Annotated in this window: 13 protein-coding genes; 6 read left to right on the forward strand and 7 right to left on the reverse strand. The window is 60.4% G+C overall.

The features are described 5' to 3' along the window. Positions 1–9: 9 nt before the first annotated feature. Positions 10–1,701, reverse strand: a complete 1,692-nt coding sequence (locus KSS91_RS09485; protein ID WP_217837724.1) for a copper resistance system multicopper oxidase — start codon at positions 1,699–1,701, stop codon at positions 10–12. A gap of 80 nt (positions 1,702–1,781) precedes the next feature. Beyond that, the gene (locus KSS91_RS09490) at positions 1,782–2,507 is read right to left on the reverse strand and encodes a murein L,D-transpeptidase catalytic domain family protein (protein WP_217837725.1); all 726 of its coding nucleotides are present in this window, start codon (positions 2,505–2,507) and stop codon (positions 1,782–1,784) included. An 82-nt stretch (positions 2,508–2,589) separates the two neighbouring features. On the opposite strand from KSS91_RS09490, the gene KSS91_RS09495 reads away from it, so the two are divergent. Beyond that, a complete protein-coding gene (locus KSS91_RS09495; protein WP_217837726.1) occupies positions 2,590–4,344 on the forward strand; it encodes a L,D-transpeptidase family protein in 1,755 nt (584 codons plus the stop codon). A gap of 423 nt (positions 4,345–4,767) precedes the next feature. On the opposite strand, the gene KSS91_RS09500 is transcribed toward KSS91_RS09495, so the two are convergent. Both KSS91_RS09500 and KSS91_RS09505 read right to left on the reverse strand, forming a co-directional pair. Further along, entirely contained in the window at positions 4,768–5,853 is a 1,086-nt protein-coding gene (locus tag KSS91_RS09500) for an IS110 family RNA-guided transposase (RefSeq protein WP_083884580.1), read from the reverse strand. Between the two features lie 619 nt (positions 5,854–6,472). Further along, positions 6,473–6,940, reverse strand: coding sequence for a hypothetical protein (locus KSS91_RS09505; RefSeq protein WP_217837727.1), 468 nt, complete (start codon positions 6,938–6,940; stop codon positions 6,473–6,475). A gap of 191 nt (positions 6,941–7,131) precedes the next feature. Here KSS91_RS09505 and KSS91_RS09510 point away from each other — a divergent pair, with 191 nt between their 5' ends. Then, a complete protein-coding gene (locus tag KSS91_RS09510) occupies positions 7,132–8,700 on the forward strand; it encodes a sensor domain-containing diguanylate cyclase (RefSeq protein WP_217837728.1) in 1,569 nt (522 codons plus the stop codon). A 112-nt stretch (positions 8,701–8,812) separates the two neighbouring features. Next, the gene (locus KSS91_RS09515; protein WP_217837729.1) at positions 8,813–10,219 is read left to right on the forward strand and encodes a DUF1254 domain-containing protein; all 1,407 of its coding nucleotides are present in this window, start codon (positions 8,813–8,815) and stop codon (positions 10,217–10,219) included. A 34-nt stretch (positions 10,220–10,253) separates the two neighbouring features. On the opposite strand, the gene KSS91_RS28735 is transcribed toward KSS91_RS09515, so the two are convergent. Further along, positions 10,254–10,580 (reverse strand): hypothetical protein, encoded by a 327-nt coding sequence (locus KSS91_RS28735; RefSeq protein WP_437179733.1) that lies wholly within the window; start codon positions 10,578–10,580, stop codon positions 10,254–10,256. Positions 10,581–10,940: 360 nt separating this feature from the next. On the opposite strand from KSS91_RS28735, the gene KSS91_RS09525 reads away from it, so the two are divergent. Continuing rightward, positions 10,941–11,735 carry an exodeoxyribonuclease III gene (locus KSS91_RS09525; protein WP_217837731.1) on the forward strand — a complete coding sequence of 265 codons (795 nt, stop codon included), beginning with the start codon at positions 10,941–10,943 and terminating at the stop codon, positions 11,733–11,735. Positions 11,736–11,848: 113 nt separating this feature from the next. Next, positions 11,849–12,679 (forward strand): arylamine N-acetyltransferase family protein, encoded by an 831-nt coding sequence (locus KSS91_RS09530; protein ID WP_217837732.1) that lies wholly within the window; start codon positions 11,849–11,851, stop codon positions 12,677–12,679. A gap of 55 nt (positions 12,680–12,734) precedes the next feature. Here the strand turns inward: KSS91_RS09530 and KSS91_RS09535 are convergent, their stop codons facing one another. Both KSS91_RS09535 and KSS91_RS09540 read right to left on the reverse strand, forming a co-directional pair. Then, a complete protein-coding gene (locus tag KSS91_RS09535) occupies positions 12,735–13,040 on the reverse strand; it encodes a BrnA antitoxin family protein (RefSeq protein WP_217837733.1) in 306 nt (101 codons plus the stop codon). A gap of 3 nt (positions 13,041–13,043) precedes the next feature. After that, positions 13,044–13,325 carry a BrnT family toxin gene (locus tag KSS91_RS09540; RefSeq protein ID WP_015095914.1) on the reverse strand — a complete coding sequence of 94 codons (282 nt, stop codon included), beginning with the start codon at positions 13,323–13,325 and terminating at the stop codon, positions 13,044–13,046. Between the two features lie 256 nt (positions 13,326–13,581). Between KSS91_RS09540 and KSS91_RS09545 the strand changes: the two genes are divergently transcribed. Continuing rightward, complete coding sequence (locus tag KSS91_RS09545; RefSeq protein WP_217837734.1) at positions 13,582–15,099, forward strand: nucleobase:cation symporter-2 family protein; 1,518 nt, start codon at positions 13,582–13,584, stop codon at positions 15,097–15,099. Positions 15,100–15,191 lie beyond the last annotated feature (92 nt).

Here is a 15,191-nt window from a genome sequence, read left to right on the forward strand (position 1 = left end):
GGGTGCACCTCATTCTTCCACGCGAACTTCACGGAACATGCCCATTTCCATGTGGTACAGGAGATGGCAGTGATAGGCCCAGCGGCCGAGTGCGTCGGCAGTGACCCGATAGCTGCGCCGGGAGCCCGGTGGCATGTCGATGGTGTGCTTGCGCACCATGAACTCGCCGTTCTCGTCTTCGAGGTCGCTCCACATGCCGTGCAGGTGGATGGGGTGCATCATCATCGTGTCGTTGACCAGTACGATCCGCAGCCGTTCGCCGTACTTGAGGTGCAGCGGTTCTGCATCAGAAAACTTCACGCCATTGAACGACCAGGCGAATTTTTCCATGTGCCCGGTCAGGTGCAGCTCAAGGGTGCGGCCAGGCTCGCGGCCGTCCGGGTCTTCGAAGGTGCTGCGCAGGTCGGAGTAGGTGAGCACGCGGCGCCCGTTGTTGCGCAGGCCCATGCCGGGGTCGTCGAGTTTCGCTGAGGTGGACATGGCTTGCATGTCCACCAGCGGGTTGTCGGTTTCCGAGGCGGGGTGGGACTGCATGCCGGGCATGTTGCTGTGATCCATGCCCGCCATGCTGCCGTGGTCCATGCCGGCCATGCCCATGTCATCCATGGTCACCAGAGGGCGTGGGTCCAGTGCCGGCAGTGGCGCTACCCGTCCCGCCTGCACCGCCAGGGTGCCGCGTGCGTAGCCGGTGCGATCCATCGCCTGGGCGAACAGGGTGTAGGCCGCTTCGGTCGGTTCGACGATAACGTCGAAGGTTTCCGCCACGGCAATGCGAAACTCGTCGACGCTCACCGGTTTGACATGGAGGCCATCGGCAGCGACCACGGTCATTTTCAGGCCTGGGATGCGCACGTCGAAGTAACTCATGGCCGAGCCGTTGATGAAGCGCAGCCGCAGCTTTTCCCCCGGGCGGAACACCCCGGTCCAGTTCATGTCAGGCGCCTGGCCGTTCAACAGGTAGGTGTAAGTGGCGCCTCCGACGTCCGCGAGGTCAGTGGGGTTCATCTTCATCTCGGCCCACATCTTGCGATCGGCGGCGGTCGGCCCCCAGCCTTTTTCGCTGACGTCGTGGATGAAGTCGCCCACGGTGCGCTTGTTGAAGTTGTAGTAATCGGACTGTTTTTTCAGCGTCTTCATCAGGTCGACCGGGTCTTCGTCGGTCCAGTCGCTGAGCATCACCACGTAGTCGCGGTCGTACTGGAACGGTTCCGGGTCCTTGGCGTCGATCACCAGCGGGCCGTAGACGCCGGATTGTTCCTGCAACCCCGAATGGCTGTGATACCAGTAGGTGCCGTTCTGCCGCACGGTGAATTGGTAGACGTACACACCGCCCGGCTCGATGCCCTTGAAACTCAGGCCTGGCACGCCGTCCATGTTGGCCGGCAGCAAGATGCCGTGCCAGTGAATGGAAGTGCTGTCCTTGAGCCGGTTGCGCACCCGCAGCGTTACCGTATCGCCTTCACGCCAGCGCAGCAGCGGGCCGGGAATGCCACCGTTGATGGTCTGTGCTGTGCGCGGGCTACCGGTGAAGTTGACCGGGGATTCGCCGATGAACAGGTCGAAATCATTACCGGCCAACACCTGAGGTTCGCCGGGGCTGCTGATCGCCCAGACCGGCGTGCGCCATAACCCGAGGCCGCCGAAGAGCCCGCCGATGGCCAGCCCTTTGACGAAGGTGCGTCTTGAAGTGTGGGAGTGCATGCCGTGTGTTCCGCCCGTCAGCCTGTTGAACTTGTCGATAAGGCTAGCAGGCGGTGCCTTTCAGCAGGCTGAGGCGAAGATTACAGTTTTGACAGGTTGGACGTCGCTTTCTGGCTTGAAGTGGACTTTTCCCTTGAGGCCACGGTGTCGCCGCAGTTGATGTAGGAGGACGACTTCAGCCAACGCTGGTCCGGGTAGTAGGAAAACAACAACTGGCCGTCCTTCATCGAATCAATCAGCCGATGGGCAATTGCCGGTCTGACGGCCGGGCAACCCAGGCTGCGGCCGATGCGGCCATTGGCGCGGGCCAGCACCGGGCTGACGTAGGGCGCGCCGTGAATGACGATGGCCCGGTCAAAGGCGTTGTCGTTGAAACCGGGCTCCAGGCCTTCCATGCGCAGCGAGTATCCGTTCTGGCCGAGATAGCTTTGCTGGGTACGGAACAGGCCGAGGCTGGTGGCGTGGCTTTCGTTGCGGTTGGAGAACAGCGTGGCCATGTTTTCGCCGCTGTTGCGGCCATGGGCGACCAGTTCGTGAAACAGCAACTTGCGCCGTTTAAGGTCGAAGACCCACAGGCGTTGTTCGGTCGAAGGCAGGGAGTAATCGATCACCGCCAGTCTTTGGGCTGGGGCGACGCCTTGGGCACGGCTGCATTGGGTGGCGCGAACGGCCAGGGCAATCACTTTGGCGTCGGCGCCTGGTGCTGCTTTGACCAGCGCGTTTTCAAGCGATTCGGCGTAGGCTGACGTTACTGAAAGGCACGTCAGTAAAATGGCAAATAAAAGGCCAAAGCGGTTTAGCGCCATAGTCGGGTCTCATCATGATAATTTCGAGTCTAGCAGCGAGCGCAAAGCTGGCGCCGTTGAATCAGGGGATTAAGGATTATCCATGGTGCAATTAACAAGGTCATTCGTCATAAGCCGCATGTTTTTTATGGGCTTTCTGATCAGCGGTGCGGCCTTTGCGCAATCTTCGCCGATTGAGACGGTATCTGCAGCGAGCAGCACAAGCGATGCCGCGGCGCCTGACGATGCGGTCGGCCAGGCGATTCAGGCAACGCTGGAACCGCTGCGCTCGGCCTTTCCGCCGTTGCTCACATCAAGGCGCAATCAGCGTGTGGACGTCAGTCGGGTGGTGCTGGATTTCTATATGCATCGCAACTATCGCGCCGCGTGGACGGATGATCGTGATGTGGTGCAGTTACTCAAGAGCCTCGAAGACACCCGGGTCGACGGCCTGACCCCGGCGGATTTTCGTATCACCGAACTGGCCCGGGCCCATGAATCGCTGATGGCCGCCATGCCTTCCACGGCGCAGCGGGCGATGTTCGACATGGCGGCCACCCGCACCTTCATCACCGCGTTGCTGCAACTGCGCCGGGGCAAGGTCGATCCGTCGCGGCTGGACATTCACTGGAATTTCGATCCTGCCGGCGGCAATGCCCGCGAGGACATGAACAACCTGTTCAGCGCCCTCGATGCTCATGACGTGGCACGTGCATTCGCCGATGCGCCTCCTCAGGAAGAGATTTACCGCAATTTGCGTGAAGGCCTGGCCCGGTTGCGCCAGGTGCGTGATGCGGGCGGCTGGCCGAAAGTCACCGAAGGCCAATCGCTCAAGCCCGGCATGGACGGGGTGGCGGTCGGACAATTGCGTGCGCGCCTGGTGGCGGGCGGGTACCTGGAGCCGCACCTGGCGAAAAAAGCCGGTTACGACGACAAGGTCATCGCCGCGGTGAAGAAGTATCAGACCGAGCAATACCTGGGGGCCGACGGCGTGGCGGGGGCGGCGACGCTGGCGGCGCTGAACGTGCCGGTCGAGGCGCGGATCGATCAGGTGCGGGTCAACATGGAGCGCGCCCGCTGGCTGTTGTACAAACTTCAGGGCACGTTCGTGATCGTCGATATCGCCGGCTACAAGGTGGCGATGTACCGCGACGGTCTGCCGATCTGGCGTTCGCGGGTGCAGGTCGGCAAGCCGGTGCGCAGTACGCCGGTGTTCCAGGCCGAAATCACCTACATTACGTTCAATCCGACCTGGACCGTGCCACCGACCATCCTCAAGCAGGACGTGATTCCAAAAATCCAGAACGATCCTGGCTATCTGGCGGCCAACCGGATTCGCGTGCTTGATCGCGAAGGCAATGTGCTCGACCCCTCGGACGTTGACTGGAGCAACCCGCGAGGCATCCGCCTGCGTCAGGATGCCGGCCCCGACAGTTCGTTGGGGCAGGTGGTGATCCGCTTCCCCAACGACTATGCGATTTACCTGCATGACACGCCGCACCGCGAGCTGTTTGCCAAGACGGTCCGGGCCACCAGCTCGGGCTGCATCCGCGTGGAAAACCCGCTGCAACTGGTCGAGTTGTTGTTCAACGACCCGGTGCGCTGGAACAGTGCCGGGATTCAAAAACAGTTGGCCAATGGCAGGACCGAGAATATCCAGCTGCCGGTGAAGGTGCCGGTGCTGCTGGCCTATTGGACCGTGGACCTGAGCAATGACGGGCGGGTGACGTTCAAACCGGACATTTATGATTACGATGCCCGGGTGTTGCAGGGCTTGAGTCAGCCAACGAAATTGCCTCCCCTGGACTTGCGTCAGGCAGAGATCCCACTGGTGGTGACGGGGCAGGGCCAACAGTAACCAAAGACTGAAAAGACGCCTCGGGAGCGCCATTTTTGGGGGGGTACTGGTTTGGAGCGTGGGCACGGTCCCCTGTAGGAGCCGGCTTGCCAGCGATGGTCGTTAACGATAACGCGTGTGGACTGGATGAACGCGGCGCACTTGAGTCCATCGCCAGCAGGCTGGCTCCTATGTATGGACTCGCCCCCACTTTCAACCTGCTTCTAAACACTGCTGCCCGGTTGCATCTATGTATCAGGCCTGTTTGAGGAAGCCTTGAACGGCTTCTGGCCAACATTGGATAAGCGCGCGGTATGCCGATTACAGTGAGGCCTCAAGGGCCGGTAGGAGCCCAGGCATCAATCCGCGACGGTCTGACCTGGGGTCAATGTTTTTTAGCATGGGTTGGAGCGGCTTAACGCCCCGGTGGCAGAACGCTATTGATCAGTGACTCATCGCCACCTCGGGGCCATTTCCCGGCCGGCGATGATAAGTCTGATCGTTTTGTAGTAGTACCCAGAGAATGCGCAGGTTGCGGTTGGCCAATCGCACTGCCGCCTCCTTGCGCCCCAGGCGGGAGATCCAACGCTGTAGACGTTGGTCGTCCGGCTGCTGTGAGTCAGATCGTATCTGCCTTAAAACAGCATGGGCTCCTTGGATCGTCAGACTGCGCAAGTAGGCATCGCCATGTTTGCACATCTTGCCCAGTCGGATTTTATCGCCGCTGCTGTGCTGGTTGGGCACCAACCCGAAGTACGCGGCAAACTGCCGGGCGTTGGCGAAGCGTTCAGGCTCGGTCTGCTTGGCCAGCAGCGCCGTGGCGATGATTGGACCAACACCGCGCACAGTCATCAGCCGCCTCGCTATCTCACTCTCTTTCGCCGCCGTTTCCAGTCGGCCGGTCAGTACGTTGACGCGTTCACCCAGTTGACTCCATTCACCCAGCAGTTCGGCGATCAGCTCGCGCAGTAGATCGGGCAATGGCTGGGTAACATCTTCCAATATCCGAGGCACGAGCTGGCTGATCGCCATTTCGCCCTGCGCCAGAGCCACGCCATGTTCCAGCAGCAAACCGCGCATCTGATTGCCCACCGCCGTGCGTCGCCGTATATATCCCTGTCGAGCTCGGTGCAGTGCCTGCATCGCGAGCGCCGCCGGGCTCTTGACCGGAACGGCTGAAATCGTGCTATCGCGGCCTGCACGTAGGATAGCGAACGCATCGTTGTGATCATTTTTCGGGCCACAGCGATGTTTGGCAACAAGCTGGGCCGGCAGGATGCGGACCGGATTGCCCTGTATTTGCAGTAACCGCGCCCACGCCTGAGCGCCTGGCCCGGTTTCCACCAAGACCGTCACACTCTCGGGAAGCTTGTGCAGAAATACCTGGAAGGCCTCGCGGGACTTGATTCGATCCTCGAATTTTACCTGGCCGAGAGCATCCTCCCCGGCGACCTGAAAGACCTTTTTTGCAAGATCTACCGCAACGGTCGTGCACGCCGACTCGTCGGCTGACAAAGACTGATTGAACATCGTATGCTTTTTCATGGCCTCGCCCTCGCTGTCGTTGGCTTCTATAAGAATGCCACCGCGGCGCACAGACGCCTCGGCTTGGGCGAGTCCATTTAATTACAGTTTCAGCGTGGGCATGACCCCTTGTGGGAGCTGGCTTGCCTGCGATGGTCGTTAACGATAACGCGTTTGATCTGGATGAACGCGGCGCATTCGAGTCCATCGCCAGCAGGCTGGCTCCTACAGTATCAGCGTGGGCAGGGTCTTTTGTGGGAGCCGGCTTGCCAGCGATGGTCGTTAACGATAACGCGTGTGAGCCGGATGAACGCGGCGCATTTGAGTACATCGCCAGCAGGCTGGCTCCTACAGTATCAGCGTGGGCAGGGTCTTTTGTGGGAGCTGGCTTGCCTGCGATGGTCGTTAACGATAACGCGTTTGATCTGGATGAACGCGGCGCATTCGAGTCCATCGCCAGCAAGCTGGCTCCTACAGTTTCAGCGTGGGCGCGGTCCCTTGTGGGAGCTGGCTTGCCTGCGATGGTCGTTAACGATAACGCGTGTGAGCCGGATGAACGCGGCGCATTTGAGTCCATCGCCAGCAGGCTGGCTCCTACAGTTTCCCATGCCCTTTAGCAACCTTCCTAAAGCGCCAACCCTTGTTGCACCACTACAAGCAGATCGCTTTCTGTCAGCGCCACCGCATCCTGTTGTGCCGTGGCTTGCTCGATCGTTTGTAGCCACCAGTGTGTTTCGCCGTGTTCGTCCACGGTGCGCAACAGGGCGAACTCGTTGCCCGGGGAGTGAATCTCGACGCGCCCCTCGCCATCGGCGGTGAAGCGTGCAACCGGGTCAAAGGTAATGCTGTGCTTGTTGCCGGTGATCACCAACTGGTCAATGGCGTAATCGTAGGAGCCATCCTCGGGATGACTTTCGAACACATGGGTGGCGTTGCGCCGCAGGGCCAGGCCCGCTTCGGTCAAGGGCAGCAGCCAGTGCTCTATCCGTTGATACAGTTCGTAGACCTGGCCCGGCCAGCCATCAATTGCCTGATCTGCGCTGGTCAGCCCTGTCCGTTTCATTTTTGCAGCGAGCTCGTCTGCCTTGCTCATGTCGATTCCCTGTATGGAGGTCAGTCTAATCGTAGCTCGTTGACGCGCAGACAGTACTGCCCTGGGTCATGTTTGCAGCGCCACCGGGCAAGTGGTTGCCCCTTTGTCGTGGATAACCCCGTAAACTACGGCCCACAAAAACTGAGGGCTTTGGGCCGTTGCCCATGCCTTGTCCCTGACAGGATGAACTTTTGCCCACGCGCTTTAACAACCCGGACCACGCCCCTGACGTTGCATTGAAACGCATACCGCTGCGCAAGGCCGCGGTGTTGTTCATTGCCACGGTGTGTCTGTGCCTGTGCGGTTTGCTCTACCTGCAACTGGAGCAATCCCGTCGCCATGATCTGAGCCTGGCGCAAGTGGCGTCTTCGAACCTGACGCGGGCCATGGCGCAGCAAGCCGAAGACACCTTCATGAAGGCTGACCTGGTGCTGACCAGCCTGGTGGACTGGATTCAGGTCGACGGTTTCGACCAGGACATGCGACCTCGCTTGCAGCAGACCTTTGCCCGGCGGGTGCTGGCACTGGATCAATTGCACGGCATCCTGTTGTTCGACCAGAAGGGCCAGTGGGTGGTGACCTCGTTTGAAAACCTGCCCCGGGGTGCCGGGGTCGCGGATCGCGAGTACTTCAAGTATCACCAGCAGAACGTATCGTCGGTGGCGCATATCGGCCCGGCCATCCGCAGCCGGGAAAACGGCGAGTGGATCATCCCTGTTTCCAAGCGGGTCAACGACAGGAACGGCCATTTCCAGGGCGTATTGCTGGCCGGCATCAAGATGTCGTACTTCGACCAGTTCTTCAAAAGCTTCAGCCTCGACGACAACGGCTCGATGTTTCTCGGCCTGACCGATGGCACTTTGTTGGCGCGTCGACCCTTTGTAGAAGCGCAGATCGGCGTGTCGCTGGCCCAGGGCGAGATCTTCCAGAAGTTCCTGCCACAGGCCAACTCTGGCAATGTGATGTTCACGTCCATCATCGATGGCGTGACACGCCTGTACGGTTACCGCCAGCTGGAGGCGTATCCGCTGGTGGTCGCCGCTGCGTCGTCCACGCAGACCATTCTCGCGGACTGGTACGACACGGCGTTCCGCTCCAGCCTCATCGTTGCCCTGGTGCTGCTGGGCGTGGGGTTGTTCGGTTGGGTGTTCATTCGTCAGGTGCGCGTGGGCGAGCGGGTCGAGAAGGATTTGCGCAGGGCCCAGCAAGCACTGGAGCTGATCGCCACGCATGACAGCCTGACCGGCCTGGCCAACCGCCGGTTGTTCGAGCGGGCGATGGACATCGAGTTCGGGCGCGGTGCCCGGCAGGCAAGCTCCTTGAGCCTGATCATGCTCGATATCGATTACTTCAAGCGCTACAACGACACCTACGGCCACGTGGTGGGGGATCACTGCCTGGCCGAAGTGGCGCGTGCGCTGAAGAGTTGCTGCCAGCGCAAGGCCGATCTGGCGGTGCGTTACGGCGGTGAAGAGTTTGCGGTGCTGCTGCCCGACACCGACATTCACGGCGCCATGACGATTGCCGAGCAGATCCGTCGCAGTGTCATCGACAAGAACATCACTCACACCGGCTCACCCAATGGCTACGTGACGGTCAGCCTGGGCTGCTATTCGTTCGTGCCCTCGGGGCGTGACAGCATGGACGTGTTTGTCCAGCGGGCCGATGCGGCGTTGTATCAAGCCAAGCATTCGGGTCGCAACCGCGTGGCCACATTGTCGATGGCCGGTGGCGAGGCATTGATGCGCTCCGATCGTTGAAGTGCTTTTGTTGCCGGTGGACCGTCTTGCTGGCCAGTCAGAATTGATCGTCTAGAGTTCCGTTAGCGCTGTCGAACCCGGCAGGCTCCCCCACGTAAGGACGATCGCCAACATGTTGCTACCTCAAACGTTGACAGCCGTTGCTCTGACCGTCGCAGCCGCTGCCATTTTTCCGCTGGTCAGCCAGGCGCAACCGAAAATCACCGCCGAAGAAGCGCATGCCATCGGCGTGGATGCCTACATCTATTTTTACCCGCTGCTGAGCATGGACATCACCCGCAAGCAATTCACCAACATCGAGCCAGGCAAGGAATTCGGCAAGGGCCCGATGAACATGTTTGTCAGTGTGCCGCAGTACCCACCAGCCGATTTCAAAGGGGTGGTGCGCTCCAACTTCGACACTTTGTATTCGATTGCCTGGCTGGACTTGAGCAAGGAGCCGCTGGTGATCGCCGCGCCGAATACCGATGGACGCTTCTACCTGCTGCCAATGCTCGATATGTGGACCGACGTGTTTGCGTCGCCGGGCTGGCGCACCACGGGCACCGAGGCCGGACAATTCCTCGTGACGCCACCGGGCTGGACGGGCGCGGTGCCTGCCGGGATGAGCCATCTGCCGGCGCCAACGCCCTTTGTCTGGGTCATCGGCAGGACCAAGACTGACGGCGCAGAGGATTACGCGGCGGTGCACAAGATCCAGGCCGGCTACACGGTGACGCCGTTGTCGCGTTTAGGTAAGGAGCCTGAAGCCGTCACCGTGAAAGTCGACCCAGCGGTGGACATGAAAACGCCACCGAAGATTCAGGTCGACTCCATGTCGGCTGCCGATTACTTCACTTACGCTGCCGAGTTGCTGAAGGTGAACCCGCCGCACAGCACCGACCAGCCAATGCTGGCGCAGATCAAGCGTCTTGGAATCGAAGTCGGCAAGTCGTTCAACATGGACGCGCTGGACCCGCAAATCCAGGCCGCACTGCAAAAGGTGCCTAAGGATGCGCAGGCCTTGATGACCTGGAAAGTGCCGACCCTGGCGCGGGAGGTCAATGGCTGGTCGATGAACACCGACACCATGGGCGTCTACGGCAACTACTACCTCAAGCGTGCCATCGTTACGCAGGTGGGGCTCGGCGCTAACCTGCCCGAGGACGCGATTTATCCGTTGAATATCGGCGACAGCAACGGCAAGCCACTCGATGGCGCGAATAAATACGTGTTGCATTTCAGCAAGGGCGAGACACCGCCGGTTAACGCCTTCTGGTCGATCACCCTGTATGACCCGCAAGGTTTCCAGGTCGGCAACTCACTCAACCGTTTTGCAGTCAGTAGCTGGATGCCGTTCAAGCACAACGCCGATGGCTCGCTGGACCTCTATTTCCAGAACGAAAGCCCCGGCAAGGATCTGGAGGCCAACTGGCTGCCGGCGCCCAAAGGCTCATTCAATCTGACCATGCGTTTGTATGGCCCGAAGGCCGAGGCGTTGAACGGCAAGTGGAACCCGCCGGCGATCAAGCAGCTGTAAGCCCAGGACGAAAAAAGCAGCCAACGACGTCATGTCATTGGCTGCTTTTGTTTGTCCAACTGCCCGTCCCGCCGCCAGCGCCGCCTGTTCCACCTCCGGGGGCGCCGGTGCCGCCGCCCGCGCCACTGCCCGGACCATTGACGCCGGTGCTGCCCATTGACGAGCCGGGGCTCTTTGCGCGCCCGTTGTTACCCGAGGGGTCGCTGGACCTGTTGCTGTCTGGCAGCATGGTTGAACTGCGGGTTGCGCCGGGTGCCGTACCGGTCGTACCAGGACTCTCGCCGGACGCCGCAAAGGTGGCCAGGGACGTAGCCGACATCCATGTGGCCATGAGCAGCGAAGCCATTTTTATGTTCATCATGGTCGTCTCCAGGATGAGTCGTTACCTGAGGTTAGTGTGACAGGGCGCGTGGTAGGTGCCGATCTGCTTGACGAGTGGCGCGGGGGACTGGTGGGCCGCCGATCCATGGCCAGCGAGAACCCTGTGGGAGCGGGCTTGCTCGCGAAGACGTCGGCCCAATCAGCATTGATGTTGGCTGACACAGCGCATTCGCGAGCAAGCCCGCTCCCACACTTGAGATATGTCGGACGGGAAATTTGCGGACACCCTCGAATCGACCAGCTTGCGCTCAAGGTGCTGCCGCCCCCGGGACCACGGATGCAACCACCGAAAAGGGTAGGTGTCACAGTTCAGGCACCTCGTCCTCAGGAGTGTCCGATCATGAAGAAACTGCGGATTGCCACGTTCAACGTCAATGGCCTGCGCGCCCGGCTGCCCAACCTGCTGGCCTGGCTTGAACGGGAAAAACCGGACATCGCCTGCTTGCAGGAGTTGAAGGCAGTGGACAGTGCATTCCCGGCTGCGGAGCTTGAAGCGCTCGGCTACGGCGCCATCTGGCAGGGGCAGGCGTCATGGAACGGCGTGGCAATCCTGGCGCGGGATGCGCAGCCGCTGGAGAGCCGACGCGGGTTGCCCGGCGATGACAGCGACAACCACAGTCGTTATCTGGAAGCCGCGGTCCACGGGGTTCTGGTGGGTTGCCTGTATTTACCTAACGGCAACCCGCAGCCGGGGCCGAAATTCGAGTACAAGCTGGCATGGTTCGAACGACTGATCCGTCATGCGCAGGCGCTTCAAGGCAGTGAACATCCGGTGGTGCTGGCGGGTGACTACAACGTGGTACCCACCGACCTGGACATCTATAACCCGCGCTCATGGCTCAAGGACGCCTTGCTGCAACCGGAGAGTCGCGAGTGCTACCAGCGGTTGCTGGACCAGGGCTGGACCGATTCATTGCGGCACCTGCATCCGCAGGATCGGCTCTACACATTCTGGGATTACTTCCGTCAGCACTGGCAGAAAAACTCAGGTCTGCGCATTGATCATTTGCTGCTCAACCCTGCCCTGAGCCCGTATCTGCAAGACGCCGGGGTGGATGCCTGGGTGCGCAATGAACCCCATGCCAGCGACCATGCACCGACCTGGATTCAATTGGGTTCGCGCAAGCAGCGTTGAGTTTTTCATGACGAATGATTGGCTAAATCAATTGTCGGTGGCCGTGCCTGATCCCGTATACATAGCGACCACTGGCGGAGCAATCCGCCGCTTGCGTGCAAAAGGATTGAACGATGAGCGATCCACGCCTGACTGACCGTGCTCTGTATCTGCAACGCCTGGGCTTCGATGCACCCCCGGCACCGACCCTGGAAACCTTGCGCCAACTGCAAGGGCGCCATACCGGGGTTTTCCCGTTTGAAAACCTCACCACGTTATCCGGCGAACCGGTGCTGATCGACCTGCCGTCCATCGAGCGGAAGGTCTTGCACGCGGGCCGTGGCGGTTATTGCTACGAACTCAACAAGCTGTTTCTGGCCTTGCTTCAGGAATTGGGTTTCGACGCCCGCGCCATCAGCGGTCGGGTAGTGATGGGGCAGCCGGAGGGCGCCTGGACGGCCCGGACCCATCGCCTGAGCCTGGTCATCATTGATGACGTACGCTACATCACCGACGTCGGCTTCGGCGGCATGGTACCGACCGCGCCACTGTTGCTCGATTCCCGCGCCGAACAACTCACCCCGCACGAATCGTATCGCATCGACCTGCACGTCGACGGCTTTACCCTGCGCGCCAACGTAGCCGGTGAATGGCGATCGATGTACATCTTCGACCTGCAACGCCAGGAAGATATCGATTTTGCTGTGGGCAACTGGTACGTCTCGACCCACCCCGAGTCGACTTTCGTCAGGCAGTTGATGGTGGCGCGCACCGGGGAGGGCTGGCGCCGTACGCTCAACAACGGCAGTTTCGCCATTCACCGGATCGGCCATGACAGCGAGCGGCGGGAGGTGACGGATGTGCGGGAACTGATTGGCCTGCTGGGCAGCGAGTTCGGCATCCGCGTACCGGAACAGGCGCAATTGGCGCGGACGCTGGAGCGATTGATCGCACCGCCGCAATAGCGGGCTGATCGCAGGCATCACAAAGGGCTGGTCAGATTGATCGGCCCTTTGCGTTTCAGGGCCGAACACCCGACGCCATCACCCGTTGAATTTCGCGCAAGGCCTCTGCCAGTTTCTGCTCCAGGCCCTTGAGTTCGGCAGGGGTGAGGGTTGGTTTCAGTTTTGCGCTTTTGCCTTCGTTGAGCAGGGCCCGGCGCAACGTATTGTTGATTGCCGTCTGGTAGCCGTACCCCTCGTGTTCTGCCAGGGCCCGGGCGGCTTCGATGACGGCGTCATCGAGCATGATGGTAATGCGGGTCTTGCCTTTGGCGGGCGCCACGGCCCCGCGCCTGGCGTCACTGAAGTCGTATTCGTCTTTCATCGGTCATGTCTCCAGGTACTGACGGCGCTCGCTTTTGGTGGCGATGCGCGCGGAAATGATTCGAACGAAATTCGGATCGCGGTAGGTGTACACGACGACCAGCAAACGGCCTTTGGCATCCAGCCCCAGGGTGATCCAGCGTTGTTCGTCGTGGTGGTTGTCCTCGATGGTCAGCGCTCGTTCGTCATGGAATACCGGTTCAGTCTCTGCGAGGCTGATGCCTTGGTGCTTGAGTTTGTTGGCTGCGTTCTTTGCCCTGTGGAACTGAATGTCGAATGGCTTCATTATGCATACTTTATATGTATAAAAAAGAGGCGAGTCATACCGATGGTCGCCAGGAATTCAAAAGACTAGTCAGCACCCAGGGGGGGGGGCAGCGAGGGAAGTATTTCAAGGTTTTTGGCGGGATCAGGAGGGGGGCTATCAGGCGGAAATGGACAAGTATCCATTTTGTGATCGACAAGTTGTATACAACTCTATAGACATTTGTCCTGTGTCTTGCATACAGTGTGCGCATAACAAAAACCAGGGAACCCCCTCCATGAAAACGCCCCATGTTTCACACCAACGGCCCGAGGACGAAAACCTAGGGATCGGCGCGAATATGGCTTATGGCCTGCAACATGTTCTGACCATGTATGGCGGTATCGTTGCGGTGCCATTGATCATCGGCCAGGCGGCCGGGCTCTCGCCAGCGGACATCGGTTTGTTGATTGCTGCTTCATTGTTTGCGGGGGGGCTGGCAACGCTGCTGCAAACCCTGGGTCTACCGTTTTTTGGTTGTCAGTTGCCGCTGGTGCAGGGCGTATCCTTCTCTGGCGTCGCGACCATGGTGGCGATTGTCAGCAGTGGCGGGGAGGGCGGGTTCCAGTCGGTGTTGGGGGCGGTGATCGCGGCGTCCCTGATCGGATTGCTGATTACCCCGGTGTTCTCGCGTATCACCAAGTTCTTCCCGCCGCTGGTGACCGGCATCGTGATTACCACCATCGGCCTGACGCTGATGCCGGTAGCCGCGCGCTGGGCCATGGGCGGCAACAGTCACGCACCGGATTTCGGCAGCATGGCGAATATCGGTCTGGCGGCGGTGACGCTGGTGCTGGTGCTGCTGCTGAGCAAAATCGGCAGTGCGACCATCTCCCGCCTGTCGATCCTGCTGGCCATGGTCGTCGGTACGGTGATCGCGGTGTTCCTTGGCATGGCGGATTTCTCGTCCGTGACCCAGGGGCCGATGTTCGGCTTCCCGACACCCTTCCACTTCGGCATGCCGACCTTCCACTTCGCGGCGATCCTGTCGATGTGCATCGTGGTGATGGTGACGCTGGTGGAAACCTCGGCCGACATTCTGGCGGTCGGTGAGATCATCGACACCAAGGTTGACTCCAAGCGCCTGGGCAACGGCCTGCGCGCCGACATGCTGTCGAGCATGTTCGCGCCGATCTTCGGGTCCTTCACCCAGAGCGCCTTTGCCCAGAACGTCGGGCTGGTGGCGGTCACCGGCATCAAGAGCCGCTACGTGGTGGCCACTGGCGGTTTGTTCCTGGTGCTCCTCGGCCTGCTGCCCTTCATGGGCCGGGTCATCGCCGCCGTGCCGACCTCGGTATTGGGCGGCGCCGGCATCGTGCTGTTCGGCACCGTCGCGGCCAGCGGCATTCGGACCTTGTCCAAGGTCGACTACCGCAACAACGTCAACCTGATCATCGTCGCCACCTCCATCGGCTTCGGCATGATCCCGATCGCGGCACCGAGCTTCTACGATCAATTCCCGAGCTGGTTCGCGACCATTTTCCATTCGGGCATCAGCTCGTCGGCGATCATGGCCATCGTGCTGAACCTGACCTTCAACCACCTCACCGCCGGTAACTCCGATCAGCAATCGGTGTTTGCGGCCGGTACCGAGCGGGTGCTGCGTTATCAGGATCTTGCGGCGTTGCGCGAAGGGGACTACTTCAGCGACGGTAAGCTGCACGATTGCGATGGCAAGGAGATTCCGGTGCTGGAATCGGAACACGGTGGGGCAGAACCACGGGCGGTGCACGCGAAAAGCAGTGAACATGTCTGACGTTCACGGCGACTGAAAAGGGCCGATCTGTCGAATAGACAGATCGGCCCTTTTTTCTTTTCAAGAGATGGCTTTTCATCGGCCACAAAAAA

Source organism: Pseudomonas azerbaijanorientalis (genome assembly GCF_019139795.1).
Lineage (GTDB): Bacteria > Pseudomonadota > Gammaproteobacteria > Pseudomonadales > Pseudomonadaceae > Aquipseudomonas > Aquipseudomonas laurylsulfatiphila.

Coding starts and splice junctions, on each gene's coding strand:
- KSS91_RS09485 (WP_217837724.1), bottom strand. CDS start 1,701: ATGCACTCCCACACTTCAAGACGCACCTTCGTCAAAGGGCTGGCCATC.
- KSS91_RS09490 (WP_217837725.1), bottom strand. CDS start 2,507: ATGGCGCTAAACCGCTTTGGCCTTTTATTTGCCATTTTACTGACGTGC.
- KSS91_RS09495 (WP_217837726.1), top strand. CDS start 2,590: ATGGTGCAATTAACAAGGTCATTCGTCATAAGCCGCATGTTTTTTATG.
- KSS91_RS09500 (WP_083884580.1), bottom strand. CDS start 5,853: ATGTTCAATCAGTCTTTGTCAGCCGACGAGTCGGCGTGCACGACCGTT.
- KSS91_RS09505 (WP_217837727.1), bottom strand. CDS start 6,940: ATGAGCAAGGCAGACGAGCTCGCTGCAAAAATGAAACGGACAGGGCTG.
- KSS91_RS09515 (WP_217837729.1), top strand. CDS start 8,813: ATGTTGCTACCTCAAACGTTGACAGCCGTTGCTCTGACCGTCGCAGCC.
- KSS91_RS28735 (WP_437179733.1), bottom strand. CDS start 10,580: ATGATGAACATAAAAATGGCTTCGCTGCTCATGGCCACATGGATGTCG.
- KSS91_RS09525 (WP_217837731.1), top strand. CDS start 10,941: ATGAAGAAACTGCGGATTGCCACGTTCAACGTCAATGGCCTGCGCGCC.
- KSS91_RS09530 (WP_217837732.1), top strand. CDS start 11,849: ATGAGCGATCCACGCCTGACTGACCGTGCTCTGTATCTGCAACGCCTG.
- KSS91_RS09535 (WP_217837733.1), bottom strand. CDS start 13,040: ATGAAAGACGAATACGACTTCAGTGACGCCAGGCGCGGGGCCGTGGCG.
- KSS91_RS09540 (WP_015095914.1), bottom strand. CDS start 13,325: ATGAAGCCATTCGACATTCAGTTCCACAGGGCAAAGAACGCAGCCAAC.
- KSS91_RS09545 (WP_217837734.1), top strand. CDS start 13,582: ATGAAAACGCCCCATGTTTCACACCAACGGCCCGAGGACGAAAACCTA.